Source organism: Paraburkholderia sp. MM5384-R2 (assembly GCF_014201025.1).
Lineage (GTDB): Bacteria > Pseudomonadota > Gammaproteobacteria > Burkholderiales > Burkholderiaceae > Paraburkholderia > Paraburkholderia tuberum.
In genome coordinates, this window is sequence record NZ_JACHDI010000007.1 from 228,468 (window position 1) to 255,327 (window position 26,860).

The window sequence follows — 26,860 nt, forward strand, 5'->3', positions numbered from 1 at the left end:
ACTACAACTATATTAATGGAGATCGAAAGATGAAAAAGTGTGCGTTTGCTGGGCTTTTGTTGAGCGTGACGAGTGGTATTGCATTTGCGCAAAGCAGTGTGACACTCTATGGCATCCTCGATGAGGGCTTTAACTTCAACAACAATTCGTCTGGTAAGCATCAATATTATCTTGCGGCTGGTGTTCTACAGGGATCCCGGTTCGGTCTACGTGGAACAGAAGATCTTGGTGGTGGTCTTTCGGCAATCTTTGTAGCCGAGAATGGCTTCGATCCTAACTCTGGAAAACTTGGGCAAGGCGGCCTCATGTTTGGTCGGCAAGCCTATGTTGGTCTGTCGAGTCGGTATGGAACAGTAACGGCCGGCCGCCAATATGATTCAGTCGTAGACTATGTTGGTCCGTTTGGTGCTGCTGAGCAGTGGGGCGGTTCGATTATCGCTCACCCGGGAGATACCGATAACTTCAATAATACCAATCGAACAAACAACGCGATCAAATACACCAGTGTCGATTTCGGAGGCTTAACATTCGGAGGTGTGTATGCGCTGGGCGGTATAGCTGGCAATCTCACGCGCAACCAGATCTGGTCGCTTGGGGCGCGTTACTCCAACGGACCGTTGCAACTCGGCGTTGGATATCTCAATGTGCGAAATCCAAATACGTCCTTCTATGGGGCTGGCGGTACAGTCGCTGCCACCGTAGGAGGCGTTCCGGGATCGAATTTCGGGGCATCACCTGTAAATTCGGCATATGCATCGGCGCATACGCAGCAAGTCATCGCCGCGGGCGCAGCATACAGCTTCGGCGCCGCAACGATCGGGGCCACGTACTCAAATGCCAAATACATGTCGCTCGGGGATAAAACATCTGGTCCAGTTCCCGCAAACAGTCTTGGTGGTACCGCGACATTTAACAATGCAGAACTCAACTTAAAATACCAGATTACGCCTGCGTTGCTTATTGCTGCGTCGTACGTTTATAGCAGAAATAGTGGGGCGGCTGGATTTGAGGAGGCGACCTATAACCAGGGGGCGATTGGGATCGACTATTTCCTTTCCAAGCGAACGGACCTGTACGCGGTCGGGGTATTTCAAAAAGCAGGCGGTACGGACTCCAGCGGAAGACCTGCGGTAGCCTCAATCAATTCCGTTACCCCGTCAGTCAGCGATCGTCAAGCGGTGATTCGAGTGGCGATTCGGCACAAGTTCTAAAAAACCCTCGAAAGAGCGGCGAGAGGTACCTGCCCATCAACGAGGCTAATGGGTGGCAGACTAGGGGGATCAGAGCAGTGTGCCGATCGCCAGTAGGTGATCGGCATAGCGTCGCAACGGCAACGTGCGGACTCGCCGTTGCGCCGCGAGTCAGTTATTCCCGGCGCCTGCACAGGTTAGCCAGATCGGAACGGTCTGCCCCTTTCCGGCATTACTCGGTTGACAAATGCCGAAGGCTGCCTGCAGCCTTCATGAGATCCGTCAATGCTTGTGGTCAGCCGATCCGGCAAAGCACGCCTGAACGCCTTCGCGTGCTGCGAGATGGCAGGGCCAGGTTCGCCGAGGAAGTCGCGCAACCCATCAGGTTAAACAGCCCGGTACGGTCGCGGAGCAGTAGGGCGCACTTGCTCGACAGCGTCATACAGAGCGTCCGGTTTAGCGACATTGAACTTGGCCGGCCGGACAAAACCATTGTCGCCCCCCCACACATATCGCCAGCAGGATGGTCTGCTACCCGAGGGATTGAGCCGGCCATGAAGCGCCTGATGAAGCCGCTTGAGCCAGCACACTGATTCAACCCGCGAGTCACGCGAGACTAGTAGCACATTATACCGCCCGCCGTCCACGATCGGTTCCTAGAAACGGGAAGAGGATCGCTCCTCCCGCGCGTTGTGCATTGCCCGCGCACCCGCCTGCCCTTGCGGGCACGTGTATTCTTCCTGATACCGGTCGTATTTATAATCCTTCTTATAGAAGAACCCCGGTTTGTGGTTTGGCGTGCGATAGCCCATCACGCCGTCTATGCCGAGACCTCCAGTCCTTGGCAGATCGCCGGCGCGAAGTACCCCGCGTCCAGCCCCACCGCTTGAACATCGAAGCCGAAGCGCTCGCGCTGCCGGTCCAGCCGCGCCAGACACTGCGGGCTGTCGTGCACCGGGGCCGGTGTCACGTGCGTGTCGGTGATGATCCGAATAGCGCGCGTCGACCGTGCGATGATTCAGGTAGAAGAAGCCCGTGACCATCTCGATTTTGTGCTGAATAAGTGTCGGTCTCCGATCATGACGTTCATAAAACGACAAAGCCGGGCGCATGGCCAGGCTTTGGAGGTTTTTCTCAGCAGTTTAAAGTCCGTCCTTATCGACGGACTATTCTCAGAGATCAAACGATAGTCGCTAGCGGGATTCTCAAAACACACGGCGAACTTGCCTGTAGCGACTGCTACGTCTTCAGTGATGCATTGCGGCGCCCCTCAATGACGCACTTGAGACGTCGGACCCACGTGCAATTAAGTAAATCGCGCCGGCTCCAGCGATGGCTGGCCCCGCAAGCAAAGCGAACACGCCGGTAACGTGCCACCCCATGCCTACCAGGGTCGCCCCTACGAATGCGCCGGACGCCGCACCAAGGCGTCCAAATGCCAACATCCAGGAGACGCCCGTCGCGCGACCTTCGGTTGGGTAAACAACTGCCGAAAACGTCGTCATCGACGTCGAGACGCACGTGATCATCAAACCGCAGAGGAAAATCAGTGTGCCCAGCAAGGTCGTTGCGAGACCAATGCATTGGCCAGCGGCGATTGCCAGTACGCCCGCAAGCAGGAATGAGAAGATGATGGTGCGATGTGCGCCAATGTAATCGATGAGGAACCCGCCCATGAGCGCACCAACAGCGCCACCAAGCGGAAAGAGCGCAGTCAGCAACGCGCCGAAGGCGACCCCGAATCCCGCTTCTTTGAAGAGTGTCGGCATCCAGCTGACGAGCAGGTAATACATCAGGCAGACCATGAAGTATCCTGCCCACAGCATCATCGTCCGCATCACATACTGCCGGGACAGAACCACCCGCACCGCAGAGTGCTTGCCGCCGTCGCTGTGTTCCGGTACGAAGGTGTAGCCGTCAAACGAGCGGTGCGGCGCGATTCGGGCAAGGATGTGTGTGATGCGGTTACGCCTGCCGGTTCGCGTGGCGAGGAATTGCGGGGACTCGGGCAGCAGAAGCAGCAACATCAGTGCGAGCACGATCGGCATCACACCGCCGGTAATCAGCACACTTGGCCAGCCCATATGCGGGATCAGCCACGACGACGCCACGCCGCCGAGAATCACGCCTGCGGAGAATCCACCGGAAACAATATTCAAAAGGATGCCACGCCGACGTGCGGGCACAAATTCCGATGCGAGCGTGATGCCGTTCGGCAGCGATGCGCCCAGCCCAAGTCCGGTTAGAAATCTGAAGAGCACCAGTTCATTGGTCGATTGTGAGAATGCTGAAACCAGGCTCCATCCTCCGATAAATGCGAGCGCCAGTATCATCACCGTTTTGCGTCCGAGGCGATCGGCCAACGGGCCTGCGCCGACGGCGCCAAAACCCAGACCAATAAGTGCAGCGCTCATTACCGGACCAAGCGTACTACGATCGATTTGCCATGCATGTGCCAGCGTGGGCGCGACAAAGCCCATAGCTGCCGTGTCATAACCGTCGACCGCGAGCACGAGGAAGCAAAGAAGGACGACGAGCCCCTGAAAGGGGGAGAAGCGTTCCGAATCGATGACCGATCGGATATCCAGCGCACGAACAGTAGTATCCACGATGCGTGTCTCCTTGATGTAGTCATATTTACCAGTACGCGGGCAGCGAGTATGCGATGCATACCGGTTGGGCCCGCGCGAGCGCGGCCAATCGAGGACGACTTCGACACTCCGCACAGATGCACGAGGGTATCTGCCATCACAGAACCCAGCTCTTCATTGGGAAGTGGGATAGCGCCACGCTGGCTATGGCCATTGCACACGGAAAGCCCCCGCGTCGCTACGCCTTCCATTGACAAGCACCTTTGCCGAATACGGGAAGAAGCGGTCGGAGAAAGGGTTTTATAATCGCTTCACCATCTGGTCGCTGTCAGTTCAGATCAACTTTATGACTGACGCGGGCCCGCGCCAGAGAGATCAGGCAATCGATCTGGACATTTAAATGAAAAGGTGTGCCGACGGCGCAGAAACGGACGATCGGCAGGTGAGACAGCATCGAAAATAAAGGACGTTAATGACGGAGGCGAACATGAACATTGCGGTCGTGACAGGCGGGGCGTCGGGCATCGGCGCGGCGACAGCTATCCGGCTTGCCCGGGACGGTTTCGCGGTCGCAGTTTGGGACCGGACGGTTGATGCGGCAGCGCGTGTGGCCGCAGACATTGAAACGTCCGGAGGTCGGGCGTACGCGGTCGGCGTCGACGTCGGCGATGTCGCATCGGTCGAGAGTGCGGCAGCAGCAACGCGAGAAGTGCTAGGTGTGGCGACCGCGCTAGTTAACTGCGCCGGCATTCGTGACCTTATTCCGTTCTTCGACCTGACTGCGGCCGATTGGCAAAAAGTCGTGAGCGTGTGCTTGTCGGGACCTTTTCACTGCACCCGCGCGCTAGCACCGGGAATGAAGGAACGAGGCAGCGGTACGGTCGTCAACATCGGGTCAATCGCATCGCTGGTCAGTCGGCCCGACCGCACGGCATACGTGTCGTCCAAGGCTGGCCTGCTCGGTCTCACCCGCTCGAACGCGGAGGATCTGGGCCGGTTCGGTATCCGCGTCAACTGCGTGGCGCCGGGGTTTATTGAGACACCGCTCGGAAGTCAGTCGCGCAGCGCGGCGGACACTCTGGCTCACGTTGAGCGAATCCCGCTGGGTCGCATCGGCTCGCCGGACGATGTCGCGGATGTCGTGTCGTTCTTTTGTAACGACGCGTCGCGCTACGTGACCGGCACGGTGCTCCCAGTCGACGGCGGCCGCATGGTCGTTTACTGATCGACCAGCTTTCTCTCACGGCTGCACGCTGCCGCGATCCATCGTCGCGCGTCTGTTGCGCAGTCGTCAGCATGAAATCGGCATCTGCCAAACCTGTTATCGGCGAAGCGCCGCGTGATCCGAGTCCAAACCCATGAACAAATCGACGAATCAATCACAACCGTCACTCGCCAGCGATCGGACGTCACTCGACAGCCTGTTTGAAGATCCAGCTATCGCGGGCCGACTGCACGAAACGGTCCCTAGCGCGTACGCGGCTGCGTCGCAATATTGGCGCACGACGCTCGCTAATGAGCATCTATCTCCGGTATTGAAGGAGTTGGTACTCGTCGCGCTGCACGGCACGATCTCGTCACTGAACTGCGACGCGGTGCGCCGCCACGTCGGCCGCGCGCTTGACGCGGGTGCGACGGACGCGCAGGTACTCGACGTACTGTTCTCGATAATCGGTGTGAGCAACCACGCACTCTACGCCGCGATTCCGACCTTGTTGGACGTTCTGAAGGAAACGGGGCATGCCGTGCCCGGTGCAGAAGAACTGCCGCCAGAGATTCAGGCGGTCAAGGACGACTTCATCAAGACGCGCGGATTCTGGCCCGCACAACGCGACGTGATCGCCCGCTGCATGCCGGAATATTTTCGCGCGCTGTCTCAGCTTTCCACCGAGCCGTGGCGTACAGGTGTACTCACCGCGCGTGAGCGCGAGCTGATCTACATTGCGGTCGATTGCACCGTCACGCATATGTATGCACCCGGCCTCGCGACGCATATCCGGCACGCGCTAAAAGTGGGAGCGACGCCTCAGGAGATCCTGCAGGTGTTCGCGCTGGCCGCGTCGATCGGTATTGAAGGCTACGTCCTCGGCGCGCAAGCGTTATTCGGTGAAACTGACATCCGTGAATCGCACATGCCCGAATGAGTGTCCATTGTGACGCGGAGTCAGCCAAATATCTGCGCGTCGGATGACACTAAAACGGGCAGGAGAACATCACAGGAGACAAGAATGACCACACTAGTCGAAAAGCTCGTCAATTTTGCCTCCGCTACTACGTTCGAATCGCTCCCACCCGATGCGATCGACGAGTCCAAACGCATCTTGCTCGACTGTGTCGGCTGTTCTCTCGCCGCGCTCAGTGTCGACAAGGGCAAGCGCGCAGTGAGTGCCGCAAGAGAGATGGGCGGCCCGCCTCAGGCGAAGGTTATCGGCTCCGGCGACACCCTGTCATTATCCGCTGCTGCGTTCGCGAATGGCGAGCTGATCAATGCGCTGGATTTCGACGTCACGACTATCCCACCAGGTCACGTGTCGCCGTATGTCGTGCCTGCGATTTTGGCCGTTGGCGAGCATGGCCAATCTTCCGGAAAGGATCTCATCAGCGCCTTGTCGGTCGCGCATGAAGTGTCCGCGCGCTTTGGTCCAGCGATGGCCTACTACCGTGATCTGAAGCCCGGTGAAAAGGTCGCATTCCCGCCGGTGATGGGCTATAGCAGCACGATTTTCGGTGGCACGCTCGGTGTTGGCATGTTGCGGCGGTTAAGCTCGGAGCGGCTTGCGCACGCGCTCGGACTCGCTGGGCATCTGGCGCCAGCTCAGGCGATGACTAAATGGGCAAGAACGCTACCGGCTACGGACGACAAATACTTGTTGTCCGGATGGATGGGGCAGGCGGAGTTGCTCGCGGTGACGCTTTCGGAACAGGGCTATCGCGGTGACATCGAGGTGCTTGAGGGCGAGTACGGTTTTTGGCGATTCATGGGCTCGACTAAATGGAATCCTGACGCGTTGACCGACGAGCTAGGCGATGCGTGGCGCTTCCCGAAGGCGACTATCTATAAGCCGTACCCCACTTGCCGGATCACGCACACGGCGCTTGACTGCCTGACGAATTTGATGGCGGTGAACGATCTGCGCACTGACGAGATCGAGCACGTCACCGCCTATTGCGATCCTCATGCGGCGGCGCTGCCGATGTGGAGCAATACCACGATAGTGTCGCCGGGCGATGCGCAAATGAACGTGGCATATGCAATTTCGATGGTCGTGCACGGCGTCAAGGCAGGGCCCGAATGGCATGACGATTCAACAATGCGTGACGAGCGCGTGCTTGCGTTCATGAAGCGCGTAACGCTGCAACCGCACCCCGAATTCGAGCGTTCACTCATGCAGGATCCGCAGAGTCGGATTGGCAGCGTAGTGGTGCAAGCTCGAGGGACAACTTATCACGAGGAGCGGCGATTCCGGAAGGGCTCACCCGCAACCGCTGAGACCCGTATGTCCGATGAAGAACTGGTCCGGAAGTTCATGCACAACGCTTCGCGCATTCTGACCTCTGACAAGGCCGGACGCATTGCCGACATCATCTTGCATCTGGACGGGATTAGCGACTTGTCAAAACTCACTCATCTCTGGTAATAAGCCCAACACGGAAGGCCCCGACATGGACGCATCCCTTCTCGTCGCCCGTCATCTGGCCACACTATCGTTCGCCGATCTGCCTCGCTCGGCGCTCGATGCCACCCGGAACAACATCCTCGACACCATCGGCGTCGCGATTGCCGGTGCATCGGCGCCCGGCTGCCGCGAAGTGGCGCGCGCCGTGCTTGATAACGCGCCCGGTTCGCAGGCTTGGGTGTGGGGGACGGGGCGGATGGCGGTGGCCGCCGACGCCGCACTGGCGAACGGCACGATGGCACACGCGCTCGACTTCGACGATACACACGACGCTGCGGTGTTGCATGCGGGCGTGTCGACGGTCCCTGCCGCGCTCGCGATCGCCGATCGGCTTGGCGGCGTCAACGGCGTCGAACTGCTCACTGCCGTCGCTGCCGGTCTGGATTTCGCATGCCGGCTTGGCGTCGCCACCCGGCTGCCACCTGTCGCGAGCGGATGGGCATACACCGCGCTGTTCGGGCTATTCGGGGCAACCGCCGCAGCGGGCAAGCTAATGAAGCTCGACGCCGAGCGTATGGGGCACGCGCTTGGCATCGCGTACGCACAGGCGGCCGGCAATTCTCAATGCATGCCAGACGCTGCCCTGACAAAGCGGATGCAGCCCGGCTTCGCAGCGCGTACCGGCGTGCTGTCTGCTACGCTCGCGGCAGCTGGCATCACTGGCACAACGAACACGTTCGAAGGACGTCACGGGCTCGCGCACGTCTACCTGCGCGGCGAATTCGATCGCGATCGGCTGCTGCGCGATCTCGGCTTGCGTTTCGAACACGAGGATCTCGGATACAAACCCTATCCTTCGTGCCGGCACACGCACAACGCTATCGATATCGCGCTTCGTCTCGCCCGGGATCACAACATCGATCCCGCGAATATCGAACGAATCGATGTCGCAGTGAACCGCGAGGCTTACGATAACGTATGTACTCCTGTTGAGACCAAGACGCGGCCTCGCAGTGTCGTCGACGCGCAGTTCAGTATTCCGTTTTGTATCGCAACGGCGCTGCTCAAGCGCGAGGTATTCATCGACGCATTCGCTGACGACGCACTGCGTAACGAGGCTGTGCTGCGGATCGCGTCGCTCGTTAGTGCGAGTGTCGACGACGACATGCAGGAACGATTCGGCCGTGCGGTGACGCCCGCCGCCGTCTTCATTGGGATGAAGGACGGAACTAGATACAACGGGCTCAGTGACGTTCCACGCGGCGGCATTGATAACCCGATGGATTTCGATGCGCTGGTGGAAAAGTTCCGGCGTTGTGTGCATTATGCGGGTGGCCCGTTCTTCCACGCGAAGTCCGCGCGGCTGGTCGACATGCTGGGCGATCTCGAATCGGTGCGCGACGTCCGGCAAATCACCGTTGACCTAGCGTAATCGACGCGTCGGCTGCCGCGCTCCGCACGTAGACGTCTGTGTCCCGGCTACCGGATCGGTGTTGCCTTCGCCAGCATCGTCCCGGCAACTTATCCGGTGGCTCTCGGGCTGACCCGCGTCTGGCACAGCAAGAGACGATAGAACAGCAACACAAAAGAGCCTTATGAAAGCGATATTTGCAACTGCGGCCGGTGCCAAGCTGTGCAACACAGAGATGCCAACTCCAGGCCCCGATGAAATCCTTGTGAAGGTGCGCGCCGCAGCCCTTAACCGGGCTGATCTGGCGAGTCTCGCAGCGAAGGATGGAAAGGTGCTCGGGATGGAATGGGCCGGCGAAATTGTTAACGTCGGGCATGCAGTGACCGAATGGAAACCGGGCGACCGCGTGATGTGTACCGGGAGCGCCGCCTACGCGGAATACGCCGTGACGGATCGGGGGCGCGCGATGCGCATTCCAGATGATATGCCATTGGAGGAAGCCGCGACCTTGATGCTCGCATGCCAGACGATGCACAACGCGATCGCCACGGCCAGTCGCATGCAGCGGGGAGAGACCCTCATGATCCACGGTGCCAGCTCCGGCGTCGGATTAATAGGGATGCAGATCGGAAAGCTCCTCGGTGCACGCGTCGTGATTGGCACCTCGACGAACAGCATGCGATGCGCTCGGCTCGGTGAGTTCGGCGCAGACTATGCAATCAACGCATCATCATCCGGTTGGGTCGAAAGCATCCTTCGTGCGACAGGTGGGAAAGGTGTAGATGTCATCGTTGACCAAGTCAGTGGCCGAGAGCTGAATAAGACAATGAAGGCGTGCGCCATGCTTGGTCGCATCGTTAATGTCGGTCGGCTCGGAGGCAATGAGGGCGTGGTTGATCTCAATTGGCACGCGCTTCGGCGTATTTCCTACCACGGGGTCACATTTCGCACGCGGTCGGTTCAAGAAATTCGCGATCTCACCGCCTTCCTGGTTCGTGACCTCGGGGGCGCCATCGCCAACCGCAAATTGCGGCTGCCGATCGAGCGGGTGTTTCCGCTGGAGCAGGCCGCCGCGGCTCTGGATCACATGAAATCCAATACCCATTTTGGCAAGATCGTCCTGTCGATTTGAAGAAGTATCGACGATCGGAAGCTCCTCACCGCTGATATATTTGGCTTGACTGCATGTGCCCGGCCGCATAGGACTGCATTTTCATCGATGAAATGAGACGCGAATAACGGTCTTAGGGCAATGCTGGTCAAGTCCACCGAGTTGGTACTTCACGCGTTATAAAGATCGTGTTTAAAAAGGCCGGCATAACAGGCTGAAACAGCAGACGCTGGCGATGGAAGCCGATCAAGGAGTGGGTTTCGCGACGCACCGCAAACGCACGTGGCGCGAGTTTCTCGACACGATGCATGCGATCATGCCATGGGCGCAGCTGTGTGCGCGGTGATCGAGCTGCAGTATCCGAAGCGCGGCAATAGCCGCCCGGCAATTGGTCGGGAGCGCATGCTGCGGATCCATTTCGTGCAGCACTGGTTCAATCTGGCCGACTTCGCTTGCGAAGAGCTGCTCTACGACCGCGCCAGCCTGCGTCGCTTTGTGGGCGTTGATCTGGGCTGCGAAGCTGTGCCGGACGCGACGACGCCGCTTGGATTCGGGCGCCTGCGTACGCCCATAGGGGGCGAAAGGCGGGCAAATTGCCCGCCCGACAAGCCCGCGAGGGCCGAAAAGCAACGGCTTAAGCCCGGTCTCATGACCTGGCGAAGTCAAATCGCTGACACGTCGCCGAAGTGGCTTGTTCAGCTTAGCCTTAGCGTTAAGGAAGGTCTGCAGAACCCGCTTTTGAAGCATTACCTTTCACATCAAGCGCAGCCTCGGACTTCAGATCTTTGTTGGTGAGTTGATTGCCATGGTTTTTCCGCGCGCTGGAACGCTCCAACCAGACATGAGATCTTCATCGGCCCAGTGTTTCAAGCTTTGCGCAAATCTCCACGCGCATCCATAAATTGCCCAAAGCAAACAGCGCGGTGATCTGGGCGGTGTTCTTCATCAAACCACGATAGCGGGTCTTCACGTAACCGAACTGTCGCTTGAGGATGCGAAACGGGTTTCGACCTTGGCACGAATACCCGCCTTCAGGCGTTCGATCTGATCGTATATCGCGTCCAGCGAATCGCTCAGATCCAGTTTCCTGCGCTTTGCCGGACGCATTGCAACATGCCACCGAACGGCGTCAGTCTCACAACGCTTTTCGATGCACTGGTATCCGGCGTCCGCGTACACATCCGTTTCTTCACCATGCAGCAGCGCCTCGGTTACGGAGATCTCATAAACATTGGTTGCCGTTCCAATGACCGTATGAACCAGGCCCGACTCGGCATCCGCGCCGACATGCATTTTCATCCCGAAGTACCAGTTGTCACCTTTCTGCGTGGATTGCATTTCCGGATCGCGCGTGCCGGAGCCATTCTTTGTCGAACGGGGCGCGGCGATCAGGGTGACGTCGACTGCCGACCCAGCCTTAAGCATCAGACCTTTCTCCCGTCAGGATTTCATTGACTAGCGCCAGAATTTGCGCCGCCAGCCCGTGCTTTTCCAGCAGATGGCGGAACCGGAGAATCGTGCTTTCATCTGGCAAGCGAACCATCCCGCCGTCGAGACCCGCGAACTCTCGATAAAGCGGCACGTCATAGAGTGCCTCTTCCATAGCAGGGTCTGATAGACCGAACCATTGTTGCATGAAATGAATCTGCAGCATCGTTGCAATCGGGAACGGCGGCCGACCGGTTTTACCCGTGGGATAGTGCGGCTCGATTAGCGCAATCAGCTTCAACCAGGGCACAACGCGTCGCATCTCATCGAGAAATTCCCGCTTGCGCGTGCGCTTCGTTGACAAATCCGGACCAAGACCACGCTGCGTCATCACGTTGCCCCTCACCTAATTCGCTCTGTTTCCAGGATAGCTCAGCAACAACGCAATGCCAGGACTTTTGCAGAACTTCCTTAACTTCGTTTTCTGGGCCGGCCAGGCGTACGAAGTTTCATCTCCTATCTTTGCTTGGAGCGACAATCACCTTAACACTCAAGACAGGAGGGAAGTGTGGACGGGGGCTCACCGCGAAGGTAGGCTTTAGTTATGCAGCAATCAGACTGCGTTAATGGAGACAAACGTAATATGGATACACTCGAAAGACGCACCATGGCAAAGGTCTTTAGACGCCTCATGCCGCTTCTGATCGTCTGTTACTGCGTTGCCTATCTGGATCGGGTGAATGTCGGGTTTTCTGCTCTTGAAATGAATAGTGACCTAGGACTGACAGCATCTGCCTTTGGTTTCGGAGCCGGCATCTTCTTCTTGACTTACTTTTTTTTCGAAGTACCTTCAAACCTCATGCTTACGAGGTTTGGTGCGAGGCGTTGGTTCGCGCGCATTCTGTTCTCATGGGGGTTAGTGTCCTGCGCCACTGCGCTCGTTACTGGGCCAACCAGCTTTTACGCCGTTCGTCTTTTGCTAGGTGCGGCGGAAGCAGGATTTTTTCCTGGGGTTGCGTTCTTCCTGTCGCAGTGGTTTCCTTCAGCGTACCGTGCTCGCGTCATGAGTTATTTCTTGTTCGCGGCCCCGCTTTCTTCGGTGATCGGTTCTCCGATCTCTGGTGCTCTGCTTGGAATGCACGGATTCATGGGGCTGCACGGCTGGCAGTGGTTGTTTATTCTGGAGGGGCTGCCTGCACTCGTGTTGGCAGCTATCGTACTTGCCATAGTCGCTGACCGACCTGCCGAAGCGAAGTGGCTTGGGTCGGACGAGCGGGCGTGGTTGGGGGAGCAAATCACGGGCGAACAGCAAAATCATGTCGTACAGCGTGAATATGGGTTCTGGGAGGTGCTAATCAATCCTCGCGTGCTGCTGCTTGCGCTCGTACATTTTGGACTCGTTTTGACGATTTACGGTGTTGGTTTCTTCCTGCCGCAAATCATAAAGGAATTCGGTGGCAGTAATCTGCAGACCAGCTTCATTGCAACGATTCCGTACTTTGTTGCCATGGTCGGCATTATCGTGTTGGGCAAGCGATCTGATTCCCGGATGGAGCGACGTTTTCATACCGTTGTGCCCGTCCTTGTGGCAGGGATCGCGCTCGCGGCGGCAGCATTAGTGCATAACCCGAGCGCGAAGGTGATTGCGTTCAGTATCGCTGCGTTTGGCAGCTATGGAGCGCTCCCGGCCTTCTGGGCAATTGCTACCAACCTGATGCCAGGAAAAACCGCCGCGGCCAGTATTGCAGTAATCGCGGCCCTCGGTAACCTGGGCGGATTTGTTGGGCCGTTTATCATGGGATTAGCCAAGGATCACACTGGTAACTTTACAAGCGGTCTGCTCATACTTGCAGCAGCTGGCGTCGTGGCAGGATTGATTGTTCTGGTGCTCGGTCGCGCGAGCTTACAAAATTCTACGCTTGTACGAGGCTCATTAAGCGCTAAGTGACGCGCTAACTCGGGGCGGCTTAGCGCTTTTTGAAGCGGGAGGCGCCCATGCCTTTCCAGAGATGCGCGAGCTGCCTGCCATTTGCACAATCTAAGAGGAAGTGATGGAAGAAAACACAAACTTGAGTGTCGTTGTTGGGGGCGGAAACGGTATCGGTGCTAGCTGCTGCCGCCTGATGATCGAACGGGGTTGGAGGGTAGTAGTCGCCGACATCAACAAGCATGCCGCGGATGGAGTGGCAAAGGCGATTGGGGGATTCTCTTACGCCTTAGACATTTGCGACCTCGCCGCTGTCGAAGAGATCGCAGCCGAGATCGAACACGCTCATGGGTCCGTCAGCGCAATGGTTGTCGCGGCAGCGGCGTTCCAGGAAATCAAGTATTCCCCGGATGCGTTTCCCATGGACCTGTGGCAAAAAATTATCAAGGTGAACCTCGAAGGAACGTTCAATGCTAACCGCGTTTTTGGCGCCCGAATGGCTCGTAAAGGGAAAGGTAGCATTGTCAATATCGCATCAATTCTCGGGCATGCTTCATCACCGCAACATGCATATGGACCGACAAAAGCCGCAGTGCTCAATTTGACCAGGAACATGGCGGCTCAATGGGGGAAGAGCGGTGTTCGTGTCAATTCTGTTTCTCCAGGGGCAACCCTCGTCCCACACGTCGTGGCCAGACCTACGGGCCGCTACGCGACAGATATTGATGCGCAAATGGCGTTGGGACGTCGAATCCAGCCCAATGAAATCGCTGAGGGAGTAGAGTTTCTTTGTTCCGATCGGGCGTCAGCGATCACTGGCACGGACCTGCTAATCGACGCCGGGTGGCTCGTAGCCAATAGCTGGGGGCTTTACGGTGGCATTCCCGGCCCTGTCGAATGAACACTTAGGTGCTCGCGTTGAACCGTTGAACCCGACGTGGCTGAGCGGGATGCATGCACCTCGCCTATTAGAGCGCCGTTCAACGGTTCGGTGCCCCGCTGTTCGTCGAATAGGCTAGACAGTACGCCTGCGGGAACAACAGTGCGAAGCGCTGAAAGTCGTGCTGCGGTACGCAGCGGCGCGCAAGTCGGAGACTTGCTCGGCTGATGAAGGCGTACCGGCGACTACACAGGTTGGGACTTGCGCCGTTCCATGTCCGGCGGACGGCGACACACGTCGCACTCGAACTGGCCTCTAAGCATATCCGTTTGCTTCGCTTGACCATCCCTATTGGAAAAAAATATCTCGCTGGCATCCGGAACGGGAGATCGTTGGTTCTCGCTAGGATGATCGGGTCGCGTCTCTCTTATAGAAATGGAATGTGATAAACCGTATTCGCTCTTTCATTCTCCGAAGGCCACAGTCAACTGGTGGCTGCTGCCTTCGGCGCTGACCATGGAGACGTGTCTGCCCGGGAGATTGGGGGAGACGAAGAGAACTCCGTTCACGGCGATGCTTCGGTCAAGTGGTCAAGTCGAGGGCCAAGGTGCTTCTCGCAATTTGCAAAGCCGACAGAGCTTCTGCTGCTCTAGGATTCTGTTTCCAACGAGGCGGTTTTCGACGTCGATGAACGACCGGCTATTGATTCCGGGGACGCGAAGGCCCGACTCCGAGCTCGGGTTCTGCGCTGTACCCGTCTGACTGGTTCATCATTATTCGGATCGCAAAATGTTCTTAGGCTTGAAGCGAGAATGGCTGACGGAAAACAGGAGCGGGAAATGAAAGTATTAGTTGCGATAAAGCGCGTAATTGACTTCAACGTAAAGGTCCGGGTTAGGTCGGACGGAACGGGCGTCGACGTAACGAACGTGAAGATGTCGATGAATCCGTTCGATGAAATCGCGGTTGAGGAAGCGGTGCGTCTGAGGGAAGCGGGCGTGGCGACGGAAGTGATCGCTGTGTCGGCAGGTGTGACGCAATCGCTGGAAACGCTGCGCACAGCGCTCGCTATCGGCGCGGATCGCGCGATCCTGATCGAGTCGGCGGAAGAATTGCAGCCGCTCGCTGTCGCGAAGCTGCTGAAGGCGCTGGTCGACAAGGAGCAGCCGCAACTGGTCATTCTCGGCAAGCAGGCCATCGACGACGATTCGAACCAGACCGGCCAGATGCTTGCCGCGCTGGCTGGCCTGCCGCAAGCGACGTTTGCGTCGAAGGTTGTCGTCGCAGACGGCAAGGCGACCGTGTCGCGCGAAGTGGATGGCGGTGCTGAAACGCTGTCGCTGAAACTGCCCGCGGTGGTGACGACCGATCTGCGCCTGAACGAACCGCGCTACGTCACGCTGCCGAACATCATGAAGGCGAAGAAGAAGCCGCTGGAAACGATCAGGCCCGAAGACCTCGGCGTGGATGTCACGCCGCGTCTGAAGACGCTCAAGGTCGTCGAGCCGCCCAAGCGCTCCGCCGGTGTCAAGGTGCCGGATGTGAAGACGCTGGTCGAGAAGCTGAAGACCGAAGCCAAGGTGCTTTGATCAAGCGAACACGGAATAGTGGAGACGAAACAAATGACGATTCTGGTAATTGCTGAACACGATAACGTGTCGCTGAAGGCGGCGACGCTCAATACGGTGGCGGCCGCAGCAGTTGTAGCCACGTTTACGGGTGGTGACATTCACGTATTGATTGTGGGTCACAGTATAGGTTTAGTAGCAGAGCAGGCGTCGACGATCGCAGGTGTATGCAAAGTTTTGCTCGCCGATGCGCCGCAGCTGGCCGACGGTCTCGCGGAAAACGTCGAAGCGACGGTGCTTAACATTGCGAAAGGCTACTCGCACATCCTCGCGGCGGCAACGGCTCACGGCAAGAACATCGCACCACGCATTGCGGCAAAGCTCGACGTCGCGCAGATCAGCGACATAACAGCCGTCGATTCCGACGACACGTTCGAACGCCCGATCTACGCGGGCAACGCGATCGCGATTGTGCAATCGCAAGACCCGATCAAGGTCATCACGGTGCGCGCTACGGGCTTTGATCCGGCGGCAGAGCAAGGGGGTAGCGCCTCGGTCGAGAAGATCGAGGCCGCAGCCGACGCAGGCACCTCACAATTCGTGAGTCGCGAAGTGACGAAGCTGGATCGTCCCGAACTGACCGGTGCGAATATCATCGTGTCGGGCGGCCGGGGTCTGGGCAGCGGCGAGAACTACATGCAGGTACTGGAGCCGCTGGCGGACAAACTGTGCGCGGCGATGGGTGCCTCGCGCGCAGCCGTCGATGCGGGCTATGTGTCGAATGACTATCAGGTAGGCCAGACGGGCAAAATCGTCGCGCCGCAACTGTACGTTGCGGTCGGCATCTCGGGTGCGATCCAGCATCTGGCGGGCATGAAGGATTCGAAGGTGATCGTTGCGATCAACAAGGATCCAGAAGCTCCAATCTTCAGCGTCGCGGACTACGGCCTCGTTGGAGATCTGTTCGCGGTCGTGCCCGATCTCGTCGAAAGCGTTTGAAACCTCCGGATCTGGCGGCCGCTTTCATTGATGGAGGAACTGTTGTTTCCGCAAGGCAGAGCCGGCAAAGCACTGCGAACGCGGCCAATGCCGACGATGCGGGTATCTGAAGATAGTTTGCTGGCCTGGTTGGGGAACGTTGCATTCGTTGGTGTTTTGCGGATGGTCGCTGGTTGGTAAGCGTCCATCACCGTCACGTTGCCACAGACGAAAACTTTGATCACGCGATCCGGACCGCCAGACGCAGCCGAAGAGGCGACGAAAGACGAACGACGGCGTTCTGAGATGATGTATCTCATAGGGCGGACTTTGAGTTGCCACACATTTGCGCGGGGTCCAAACGTTCTGGACGACCTCGCACGAGAGCGCGAGATTCTTTCCAGGTGTTTGGAGGGCTTTTTTGGGACCAGGTATTCCCACACGCACGCAAATGACGCATTGAGATGCACGATGAGTTTCCGTGAGGCTTCCTTGCGTTCGTTAGTGGAAAAATGGTTAGGCGCCGAGTTAGCTGCACGCGCACGGGTGACGCGCTTTAGCCACACCCGGCGCAAGCACTGGCGATACGTCTGCGTCCAGGCGAGAGGTTCGTCAAGCAACCTCGCATTTGTTTTCTTTAGACACGACGACGGGTCGTGGTGTGTATTTCCGCCCGATACCAGACGGCTGACAATGGACGTCTCGCAAATAAACGCTGGTCTAGCCTCAGCGAGCGGGGACCAAAAGATCGAAATAGCCCTCTGACAGGTTTGCCGATGGCGGATAGAACTAAGGGTCAACTGACAATCTTGGGTCGCAGAGTCAAGGTCAGCAGCAGACCAACGGCCATGGACAGACGCACGATGGAACAGCCAAAAATGAACTACGAAGCAAACGGAAGACAACCGCTACACCCCAGCCATGACGTGAACCGGCCGGTGGGCGATGGCTGCTCGAACAACGAGAGTCGCAGGATTGCGTCCAAGCCCGTCTCGAACTGGGCGTGGACGGCTGGGCAGGCTTATTACGATTGGATGGACTCGCATGCGCCGTTCGCCTGTTTTGACTAGAGCCTTCAAACAGGAAGTACGGCCATTGCTTGTGAAACGGTCTATGCCTTGGACCAACGCGTCGCATGACGGTGATGGATTTCGCCCACGCCAACAGTTCGCAAGTGGCTACGGCGCTACCAGGTGCTGGAGAAGACAGCCGTGACGGCCATGGCTGGAGCGGAACGGACGCGGCTACGGGTCTACGGAAAAGCGAGACGCGCGGAGATCGATCCATTCGTGTCAACCCGCGATGCCTTGCGACGTCGAACTTCAAACTTACACGCGGCATCGCCGACTATTCGACGTGGGGGCCAGCAGAGATTGACGCTCGTCAGGCAATGCTCGCTAATCTGGCGGTAAAGGCGTGGAGTTACGCCACATAGTTCGGCGTGTGTTCTTGCGCGTACGTTGTTCATCCCCGTGGTAGCAAATGCGTGCTGCCCCAAAATTGGCGACTGTGGAGATACTCGACCGGTTCCACGTCGCCATGCGGATACAGACTCCGAGTTGATGGTCAAAGGCCTATGGCTGCGCGACGGTAGGCCTTGCGCTGGCTGCTATCCACGTTACTAAGCAACGCTGCCGAACTGTCGATTCGCACCGGCGACGAATACATCGGCATCACGAATCTCGAGCATGTCGGTCGAATCGCAAAGAGTCAGCCTGCCACTGGCCAGTCGAAGCCGCCGTTTAGCAGCGTTGACCCTTATATCGACCAATTTGCAAGGATCGAGCGAACGTATGTGACGTACGGCTGCGAAAGCCGAACCCGGTGACGTCGACCTGTCTCTTGATATCAACAATCGATTGAAGCGAGCGTCAAATCGTCATGGTGTGGGCGGCGACAATGACTACGCCCGGTCGCGGTGATCGACGTTGCGAGGGCGAAGCGCAGTTGATTGCACACTGGAATCAGCGCCAGAGCATTCCGCCCATCTCCGCGGTAATGAACGACCAACGCGATGAAGCGGCTCACGCAGGTGTCGTCCGGCTACGGCAAGCTGAAGAACCTATCCGACGCCACGCCGCAGCGTTCGCACACTACTGACTGCCGGTGACCACGCAGGCACGGGGTTGATCGGCTGTGTCATTCTTTCCTCGTCTTCGGCTGTTCGGGCTGCGGGTAACGTCCGCGTTGCGTCGGTGCCCTCGTACACGCGTCCGGGGGCGTCACATAGGTCACGTCGTCGCAGCAGCACGCATAGACCGGAAACCCGTATGCATTCGTGCGGATGATGGTCGTTGGCCCGTGCAGCGGGCACATTGCGTTCATGTCGTCTCCTGAAACCCATGGTCAACCGGTTGTATCGTACACGGGACGCGTCAGTACGGCACCGACCGGATGATCGACCAGTCATGACAACGGAAACCTTGCCGCCTGCTGTTGACGGCGTGCTTTCCCGGGAGCAGGCGAAACGAACGGCGCAGTTGCTCAACGTTCACTGGGCGACTGTCTAGCTGGCAAGCGAAGATCGTGTAAAAGGTCTCTTCGTGATCGCTGGATCGATTATCCAGCGCGGCTGAAGCGTTACGGGTGCTTCAAAGGCTCTATGAGACACCCCCGCGCGACCGTGACGAAAGTGCCGTCACGAAGTCGGCGGTGGCCTTTTGCCTGGAGCGCGGTGCTTTACTGTCGGATAAGCAGGCGCATAATGGCCCCGAAGTCATCAACCTGCTCCATGTGCAACACGCTGTCCACCACTTGGTCGATAGTGGCCGCCGGAAGGATGCCATCGACGAAGGTACTGAACTTTCGCACCAGTTCCTCCGTGGTCATATAGGTGTCTGGGTCGGCCGACGGGGTTCCCTTAGGGAAGCGTTTCTCGGCGGCAAACGTCTGGTCGCGTGCCTTGATTTCGACGCGCGAGGGACGACTGGTGATGTCCGCGGAAATCGACTGGAAATAGCTGGGATGCGTGATCAGCTTGACCTTGCCCATCAAGGCAACGACCGAAGGATCGAAGACAACGGCGGGATCCTGCCATTGCCTGCCGGGCGTAATGCGGTGCGCGGCAATCGCGAGTCCATGCGCAAAACAGAATTGCGCGTCATGCCGAAGCTGAATATCGCGGTTCGCAAAGCAAGGCAGTTCGTAAGCCCACCCTTCGCCGAAAGCGGTGATGCTATCGATCTCACCCACCTGGATGTCGTGTCGCGTTATGAGGTCGATCAGCAGATCTAGCGGCGCGTGCATCACGCGGCAGTGCGGATAAGGCTTGAACATCTGGAAGGCGGGGAAGCGCCATTCCTCGCCGAGGTCGGTGGTGAGGATCTCCGGCGACCAGCGCGCGGTGCCGACAAAACGAGGATAGCCATACTCCTCATCGTCAAGCATCTGCAAGTCGCCGCGGTGCCCCAAATCGCCCATGTCCGCCGCCGACAGGGCCACATTGGTCAGCGCGCCGGCCATCTGGTACTTGATTGTCGCTGTTGGCGAATGCATGAACCAAGCGCGCTGCGAGTTGACCGGCGCGGTGGCGGCGGCGATCCCCAATGCGTTCGCCAACCGGTCCGCCACCATCCCTTTAAGCTTGCCGGCCGACGCCGTGGCACCGAACACAGTGCTGCTATAGCCGACCACCGACGCGCTGGCGGCCGCTCCGTCCTTGGTGTCGCGGTATCCGCTCATGGCAGCCCCCAGCCGATAGGAGATCTCGTGTGATACAGCGACGGCTGCGATCACATCCTTGCCCGGGCGCCGGTGCGTCTCGGCGGTTGCAAAGGCGCCGGGCAGCACGTAAGGGCTCACGTGGCCGGGCAGCAGCACGGAGTCGGCGTCAAGCGCGTTAATCAACTCGCCGTTGGCAAAGGCGGCGCCGTGAGGCGTCGATTTTTCTCCCGTGCCGATGATCGTTGCGCTGCCACCGGTGCCGCCTAGCCGGCGCCCGGCCTCGATGCCGATGCGGCCCTTCGGCTGGTCGATGCCCGCCAGCGCGCAGCCGATGGAGTCAAGCACGTCGCGCTTGCATTCCTCCACAACGTTCGCGGGCAGGATGGCTATCTCGGTATTCGCCGAGAACTGTGCCAGTCGTTCGATGATGGTCTTGCTCATTGTGGTTGCTGTAGAGGTCCGAACATACTTTCATGCTGCGTTGGAATGCTCCCGGCAGTCAATGCGACCGCATACAGCGTTCCGTACTTCGGCGAGATGGTTGTTTTGACAAGGCTTGTTGCGGTGTGCATAGCCGGAACTGGCCCTCGTCGGACCAGCGTCCCGCCTCCAATATGCTTTTGACGCAGTGCATCAATGCATCAGTGCATTGTCATCCAGCGTATGCACGTTTTGCCAGATCGCGCGCCGGTAGGCCACCCGTTCGGTCGCAACGAATTCTGGGCGCGGGTTGCACCTCGTCGGCGAACTGCTCGACCGGCTTGAACTGGCATTGGCGGACAACCCGCGCGCACGTCCGTCGGTCGGGCGCTGTCGGATCTGAACCGGCGGCTCTTTTCAGCTAGCGGGAAAACTGCTGCGCGGGCCGGTCGGTCTGCGTCTCCGCGGCGTCGACGCCAAAACGCGGTCGAAACTTTGCCGCTGTTTTGATAAATCCTGGACAGCCGTGGTCGGGATTAAACTTTCCTTCATAGAGGCAGGGCAGCCCCGGCGTTCTGCCGTAACTGACCGAATTCGGACGTAAACCGTACTTCGACGCTCAAGATTGTGTCGATCTGAAAGCGCTTTTCAGATCTAATTGCCGCGCAATGCTGAAACGACAAGGCGAACGGCAAGGGAAGATTGACGGCGCGTCGCATAGTACGCGTGATGGCCGGTAAGTGTGGGAAACCAGTCCTCAAGCACCCAACCAAGCTGTCCGGACCGGACGCTTTGTTCTGCGAGCGCTTTCGGCAGATAAGCCAGACCGAAACCCTTCAAGGCCGCGTCTAGCATCTGATAAGAATTGTTGAAAATTAGCTGACCGCTTACCTTTATCTCCATCCGACGCCTGCCTTTTCTCAGCTCCCACGTCATGAGCGTATCCTTGGTTGGTAACCTCAGATTGATGCAGTTGTGGGCGGTAAGCTCGCGCGGATCGGTTGGCGCTGGTCGTTCGCCTAGATATTCAGGCGCGGCGACGATTGCCATTGTTTCGTCTGGCGCGATCCGAACAGCAATCATGTCCTTCTCCACCTGGTCGCCCAAACGGACCCCGACGTCGAAACGCTCTGCGACGATATTGGACAAGCCGTAATCGTTGATCAGTTCAATACGCAACTCTTTGTATTGGCGCAGTAGGTCTTGAAGCTTTGGCCAAACGTACTGGTTCGCCGCGTAGTCGGTAGCAGAGATGCGGACCGTACCAACCGGCCTTTCTCGAAGCTCAGCGATGGCTTGAAGGTCCGCCTCGATTTCTTCCAGTTTAGGAGCAACGGAGTCGAGTAAGCGTTGTCCCGCCTCAGTTGTAGATACGCTCCGGGTCGTGCGGGCGAGCAGCAACATCCCAAGCTTCTTTTCGAGCGAAGTCACGGTTCGGCTTAGCGACGACTGGGATACCCCCAACTGCGCTGCAGCACGGGTAAAGCTCCGCTCGCGTGCGACTAGTAGAAGCGCGACAAGGTCGTTCAAATCTGGAGTGGCCATTTATGCACCTCTGCATGAGTGTATGCCTATTTTGCCATCTAGTCGGGAGCCGCCCCGAGAACTAAATTACCGGTCATGGCGATTCATTGGCCGGTTCATCGCGGCCACGCGTTACGACTAAACGAATGGAGCAAAACTATGACGAAAGAAGCCCAAACCATCATCCGCAACGGCATAAAACCGTCCATCAAAGGTCCAGCGGCCTGGTTCACAGGCAATGTGCGTATCGACAATCTGTTCCAGGCTGAAGCGCCGGGCCGAGCAGGTGGCGCAATCGTGACATTTGAACCCGGTGCACGTTCAAATTGGCATGCTCATCCGCTCGGTCAGGTTCTGGTCGTGCTCTCGGGAACGGGTTGGACCCAATGCGAAGGCGGCGCGCGAACCGAGATTCGCGCTGGCGACACCGTGTCGTGCTCGTGCGGCAAGCGCCACTGGCACGGTGCAGCGGCCACCACCGCGATGTCGCATTTCGCTGTCACCGAATTGCTTGATGGCAAAAACACCGACTGGATGGAGGCGGTGACCGATGAGCAATATAACGCTGGTCCGCTCGTCACCGACTAATTTGTCTGCCTCCCTTCCCGAGCATTGAAGAAGGATCGGGAGTCCCTCATTAGCTGTCTACCAACAGCAAAAAATATACTGGTAGCGCTCACATGGGCGTCACCAGATCATCTGAGATGAATAGACATAGATATAAAAGACGTTTCCGCCGGTTCGCCCGCGCTTGCTCGTTACGCAGAGGAAGCGTTGCTACAGGGAGCCTGCCAACGACCCGCGCTGTCTCAACGTGACCGAAGCATGATCACGCTCGCGGCTGTCATAACTCGTGGCCAGACCGATGCGCTGGCCATCCAGACTCGCTACGCGTTCGAACAGGGCGTGACGCCACGAGAAATCTCCGAAATAGTTACGCATCTCGCTTTCTACGTGGGCTGGTCCAACGGCACCGCCGCAGCTATCGCGATTGGCTCCGTTTTTTCCGAACGTGGTATCGGCACCGATCAACTGTGGTATCGGCACCGATCAACTTCCGCCCGGGTCGCCCAATCTTTTACCGCTCGATCCGGCAGCAGAAGATAATCGTGCGCGCACCGTCGAACAGATGGTCGGGCCCATTTCACCCGGTCTAGTCGAAGATACTGGCACAGTGTTGTTCCGCGATCTTTGGCTGCGTCAGGACCTTGCTCCGCGTGATCGCAGGATGGTGACTGTTGCAGCGCTGATCAAGGGCGGCCAGTTCGCCCAGTTAAGCTATCACCTCGGACGGGTGATGGACAACGGTTTGACCCGCTCCGAAGCGTCGGAGATGGTTTCGCCATCTGGCCTACTATGCCGGATGGCCGAACGCGTTCTCGGCGGTGCCGGTAGTTAAAGGCGTGTTCAAAAGTCGGGCGGACTAACTACCTGCCGACGCCCCACCCAGACGTATCATGAACGAACTGCCCACTCTGTTCGCATCGCCTGCGGACCGAAGAGGAATATCTAACTGCGGCAGCACGATCCGATAAGGTACGGGATCAACTGCAAAGTGAAGTCTTCGCCCTAGCGATGTCCAGGCTGATCGTATTGATCGAAGAGTTTGAAAGTTAAGGGGTATTTACAGTTCTCTCTTTCTGACGGGTCGCCGGACATCAGCAAAAGACAGAGCCACGACGGACGCGTCCAACCCCGCCCTGGCGCGCGTGCGGGCCAGGATCGGCCCGTCGGAGGAGTCCAGCGCGTTAGTGTATCGCCGATGTGGCGTTCGAAGACACGCTAGAACTCAAGAGGATCTCCAGCGGCGGGGCGGGCGACGGCTGTGTATCCGCGCCGACATGACGCGATCCGCTGCATTAATGCTGCGGTCTGCGATATGCGAACACGAGCGAATGCAGCATGCACACGGGTTCGCGTGTGCCTAGCATCCATGCTGCGCCGCCTGGTAGGTTCCACGCTGCGGTCCGCCGGCGAGGCTGCACAGCGACGAGCAGTTGACGATTGCGCCATTGCCCTGCTTTCGCATCTGCTGCAGTTCGAATTTCATGCAGCTCCAGACACCACCCAGATTGACCGACATCACCCGGTCGTAGTCGTCCCGGGAAGCGTCGGCGGTTTCAGCGAGGACATTCTGGACGTCAGCATTGTTGTAGGCGACGTCGAGCCTTCCAAAGGTCGACACGGTTTGCGCAACCATCGCCTCTACCTTCTTCCAAAGGCGCGTCGTTTAGCGAGCGATGGAAGTAGAGAACGTCGATGTAGTCAGTGGACAGGCGCTTCAGGCTGGCATCGACGGTCTGGCAAATCCATTTGCGCGACTGCCCCTGTTCGTTGGGGCGCGCAGTCGCCGAGGCGGGATAGCCGAACTTGGTCGCCACGACCCAGTCATCACGTCGTTGCGCGATCGCCCGGCCCACGATCTCTTCGGGCCGACCGGCGTGATAGACGTCGGCCGTGTCGAGGAAGTTCAAACCCGGATCGAAAGCCCTGTCGATAATACGGCGGGAGGTAGCCTCATCTGTTTCGCCGCCGAACATCATCGCACCAGACACAGGGGCGAAACCTTGAGGGCGCTGCGACCCAGATATCGATAGTCCATCATCATGTCCATGCAGGCTGCGCCTGCGGTTACGAAGCGGCTGCGTGCTGGACGCAGGACGCGCGACGGTGGGACTCCGCCATGGCACGGTTTTACGGTAAGCGCCCTTGAACCGCTCGCCCATGTCAATCCGACAGATTCGTTCGGAATGGATGAGCGAAGGCTTGCTCAATTGTAGGTGCCGGCCTATGTGATGGTCGGTGCCCGGGTCTACGCGTCTACAACCTCAAAAGTCGGGACCATCGGGACGCGAACGGATAGGTCCAGGCCGGTCGCGCGAAGTAGGTGGGCTGGGGCGGCGACCGTTGAAAGGGTCGAGCAAGTCCCCATCGCAAATGAACGATGACCATCGCGAGTACGCGCTAGACACTGCTGTGGATGAAATGCTTGGCACCGATTCCTTACCGAAGCAACAATAAGACACCGAGTCCCTTGTTCCCCCGGTTTGACGAGCGTTCGCTGGTCAAACCGGGCAATCACATTCAAGTCGTTGAGCCGATCCGTGTCGGCCTGACTATGTAGTACGTTCCTCAGCAAGCAGGCGACGATAGTGGGGAAGCGCAGTGAAGAGCAGGCACGCAGCGATAGCCGAGGCGATCGTGCACACGATCGCTATCGAACTGCCAACCATCTTTGGATTTGCAAATACGTGATCGGTGATGATCGCGATCATAGTCGGTCCGGCACCAAACCCAATTAATTGTGCAATGAACGAATAGAGCGCACCCACCATGCCGCGCGTGCGGCTTGGTGCGACAAGCTGAAGCGCCGCAGCCATACAACCTGTCGGCAAGGTAAAGAAAAACACGATGCCGGCAGCAGCAGCCAAAGCGCCGTTGGCGCCTGTGACGAATGGAATGCTGGCACAGCAGAGCAGCATCGGAATCATCGCTAGCGCGGCCGCTCGCATGGTTGCATCCTCATAGCCCCGTCGTTCGAGCCAACGGACTACCCAAGGGCCAGTTAGTGCGCCCGCTATCCCGAAGCACACAACTAACGTACCGAAACGATAACCGACCGACGCGGCGGGCATCCCGTGGCTCCGAATCAAGTATGTAGGATACCAAGCAGGCATCCCGAGTACGACAATCGCGAGCATCCCGACGCCAAGAAAGATTCTGACATAAAAGGGTCGACGCTCCCATAGATAAGCCACAGCCCCTTTCGTAGTGAATTGACGATCGTCTTCGCTCTCACTGATAACCTTGCTTCGCGCGGGTTCGCGCACCGTCAGCAGGACTAGGAGCGCGAAGATTATCCCAGGCAGGCCGATTAGCACGAACGCTAGCTGCCATGTCTGGAGGTGCGCGAGCGACGGAAACTGCTGTTGAACGTTACGAGCGAACGTGATTACGAATCCACCTGCGACGAGTGAGAGCCCGCCGCCGAGCATCGGCCCGAGGATGAAGATGCTCATCGCCCGTGCCATCCGCTTAGCCGAAAAGCAGTCTGCGATCATCGAGAGCGCGATTGGGAAGGCGCATGCCTCGCTCGCTCCGACGCCCATGCGTGCGAGGAAGAGTTCGTGAAACGTGTTTGCCATGCCGCACAGGGCCGTGAAGCCGCACCACAGACAGATGCCGAGCAGCAGGAGATTGCGCCGATTGGTAACGTCGACGAGCCGCCCGAGCAAAGGGCATGCGATCAAGTAGGCGGCAATGAATGCGAGACCCTGGATCAGGCTCAACTGCGTGTCGGAAATAGCGAGCGTATGTTTAATCGGGTCGACAAGAAGGTTTAGCAGTTGGCGATCGATGTAAGCGAGTGAATACGCAAGAGTCAGAACGGCCAGGATGTACCAGGACCGCGTGCCATCATGACCCGCTAGAGGCGGGGATTCATGCGGAAGGGCGTCGGTGCTGACGCCACCGGATGGCGTTTCATGTATCGCATTCATCAGTGTTTCTCCGATGCAAACTCTTTGAGTTGAGATCAAACCCACTTACATGC

Annotated in this window: 18 protein-coding genes and 4 pseudogenes; 14 read left to right on the top strand and 8 right to left on the bottom strand. The window is 58.2% G+C overall.

The genetic code is table 11. The features are described from left to right. The first annotated feature begins 29 nt into the window (after positions 1-29). Entirely contained in the window at positions 30-1,211 is a 1,182-nt protein-coding gene (locus HDG37_RS14695; RefSeq protein WP_184048831.1) for a porin, read from the top strand. A 692-nt stretch (positions 1,212-1,903) separates the two neighbouring features. On the opposite strand, the pseudogene HDG37_RS14700 reads toward HDG37_RS14695, so the two are convergent. Beyond that, positions 1,904-2,224 (bottom strand): annotated as a pseudogene (locus HDG37_RS14700) (transposase); the annotation flags it as partial. Between the two features lie 213 nt (positions 2,225-2,437). Next, positions 2,438-3,799 (bottom strand): MFS transporter, encoded by a 1,362-nt coding sequence (locus HDG37_RS14705; protein ID WP_184048619.1) that lies wholly within the window; start codon positions 3,797-3,799, stop codon positions 2,438-2,440. Between the two features lie 469 nt (positions 3,800-4,268). On the opposite strand from HDG37_RS14705, the gene HDG37_RS14710 reads away from it, so the two are divergent. The 6 genes and pseudogenes from HDG37_RS14710 to HDG37_RS14735 all read left to right on the top strand — a co-directional run. Beyond that, on the top strand, positions 4,269-5,006 hold the full coding sequence (locus tag HDG37_RS14710) for an SDR family NAD(P)-dependent oxidoreductase (RefSeq protein WP_184048622.1): 738 nt from the start codon (positions 4,269-4,271) through the stop codon (positions 5,004-5,006). A gap of 133 nt (positions 5,007-5,139) precedes the next feature. Continuing rightward, positions 5,140-5,925: a carboxymuconolactone decarboxylase family protein gene (locus HDG37_RS14715; RefSeq protein ID WP_184048625.1), complete on the top strand. Its 786-nt coding sequence runs from the start codon at positions 5,140-5,142 to the stop codon at positions 5,923-5,925. An 84-nt stretch (positions 5,926-6,009) separates the two neighbouring features. Continuing rightward, positions 6,010-7,419: an MmgE/PrpD family protein gene (locus HDG37_RS14720; protein ID WP_184048628.1), complete on the top strand. Its 1,410-nt coding sequence runs from the start codon at positions 6,010-6,012 to the stop codon at positions 7,417-7,419. Between the two features lie 25 nt (positions 7,420-7,444). Next, complete coding sequence (locus HDG37_RS14725; RefSeq protein WP_184048631.1) at positions 7,445-8,830, top strand: MmgE/PrpD family protein; 1,386 nt, start codon at positions 7,445-7,447, stop codon at positions 8,828-8,830. 163 nt (positions 8,831-8,993) lie between these two features. Then, entirely contained in the window at positions 8,994-9,941 is a 948-nt protein-coding gene (locus tag HDG37_RS14730; protein WP_184048634.1) for a zinc-binding dehydrogenase, read from the top strand. A 193-nt stretch (positions 9,942-10,134) separates the two neighbouring features. After that, a pseudogene (locus tag HDG37_RS14735) lies at positions 10,135-10,481 on the top strand (transposase); the annotation flags it as partial. 289 nt (positions 10,482-10,770) lie between these two features. Here the strand turns inward: HDG37_RS14735 and HDG37_RS14740 are convergent. Continuing rightward, positions 10,771-11,739, bottom strand: a pseudogene (locus HDG37_RS14740) (IS5 family transposase). A 252-nt stretch (positions 11,740-11,991) separates the two neighbouring features. On the opposite strand from HDG37_RS14740, the gene HDG37_RS14745 reads away from it, so the two are divergent. From HDG37_RS14745 to HDG37_RS14760, 4 genes are all read left to right on the top strand, one after another. Continuing rightward, entirely contained in the window at positions 11,992-13,296 is a 1,305-nt protein-coding gene (locus tag HDG37_RS14745; protein ID WP_184048637.1) for an MFS transporter, read from the top strand. A gap of 103 nt (positions 13,297-13,399) precedes the next feature. Continuing rightward, positions 13,400-14,176: an SDR family NAD(P)-dependent oxidoreductase gene (locus HDG37_RS14750; protein WP_184048640.1), complete on the top strand. Its 777-nt coding sequence runs from the start codon at positions 13,400-13,402 to the stop codon at positions 14,174-14,176. Positions 14,177-14,994: 818 nt separating this feature from the next. Beyond that, the gene (locus HDG37_RS14755) at positions 14,995-15,744 is read left to right on the top strand and encodes an electron transfer flavoprotein subunit beta/FixA family protein (protein WP_184048643.1); all 750 of its coding nucleotides are present in this window, start codon (positions 14,995-14,997) and stop codon (positions 15,742-15,744) included. A 33-nt stretch (positions 15,745-15,777) separates the two neighbouring features. Continuing rightward, positions 15,778-16,722: an electron transfer flavoprotein subunit alpha/FixB family protein gene (locus HDG37_RS14760; protein WP_184048646.1), complete on the top strand. Its 945-nt coding sequence runs from the start codon at positions 15,778-15,780 to the stop codon at positions 16,720-16,722. A 2,658-nt stretch (positions 16,723-19,380) separates the two neighbouring features. Here the strand turns inward: HDG37_RS14760 and HDG37_RS14765 are convergent. Beyond that, entirely contained in the window at positions 19,381-20,805 is a 1,425-nt protein-coding gene (locus tag HDG37_RS14765; protein WP_184048649.1) for an MmgE/PrpD family protein, read from the bottom strand. 633 nt (positions 20,806-21,438) lie between these two features. Beyond that, positions 21,439-22,329, bottom strand: coding sequence for a LysR family transcriptional regulator (locus HDG37_RS14770; RefSeq protein ID WP_184048652.1), 891 nt, complete (start codon positions 22,327-22,329; stop codon positions 21,439-21,441). A 138-nt stretch (positions 22,330-22,467) separates the two neighbouring features. On the opposite strand from HDG37_RS14770, the gene HDG37_RS14775 reads away from it, so the two are divergent. The 3 genes from HDG37_RS14775 (at position 22,468) to HDG37_RS39275 (ending at position 23,707) form a co-directional block, all read left to right on the top strand. Next, complete coding sequence (locus tag HDG37_RS14775; protein ID WP_184048655.1) at positions 22,468-22,896, top strand: cupin domain-containing protein; 429 nt, start codon at positions 22,468-22,470, stop codon at positions 22,894-22,896. Between the two features lie 186 nt (positions 22,897-23,082). Then, entirely contained in the window at positions 23,083-23,415 is a 333-nt protein-coding gene (locus HDG37_RS39270; protein WP_409260121.1) for a carboxymuconolactone decarboxylase family protein, read from the top strand. Further along, the gene (locus HDG37_RS39275; RefSeq protein WP_260334864.1) at positions 23,300-23,707 is read left to right on the top strand and encodes a carboxymuconolactone decarboxylase family protein; all 408 of its coding nucleotides are present in this window, start codon (positions 23,300-23,302) and stop codon (positions 23,705-23,707) included. Before HDG37_RS39270 ends, HDG37_RS39275 begins: the two co-directional genes overlap by 116 nt. A 525-nt stretch (positions 23,708-24,232) precedes the next feature. Here HDG37_RS39275 and HDG37_RS14785 read toward each other — a convergent pair. The 3 genes and pseudogenes from HDG37_RS14785 to HDG37_RS14795 form a co-directional block, all read right to left on the bottom strand. Next, positions 24,233-24,508: an SDR family NAD(P)-dependent oxidoreductase gene (locus HDG37_RS14785; RefSeq protein WP_184048658.1), complete on the bottom strand. Its 276-nt coding sequence runs from the start codon at positions 24,506-24,508 to the stop codon at positions 24,233-24,235. Between the two features lie 7 nt (positions 24,509-24,515). Further along, positions 24,516-24,910 (bottom strand): annotated as a pseudogene (locus HDG37_RS14790) (aldo/keto reductase); the annotation flags it as partial. Between the two features lie 514 nt (positions 24,911-25,424). Beyond that, complete coding sequence (locus HDG37_RS14795) at positions 25,425-26,807, bottom strand: MFS transporter (RefSeq protein WP_184048661.1); 1,383 nt, start codon at positions 26,805-26,807, stop codon at positions 25,425-25,427. Positions 26,808-26,860: the final 53 nt, after the last annotated feature.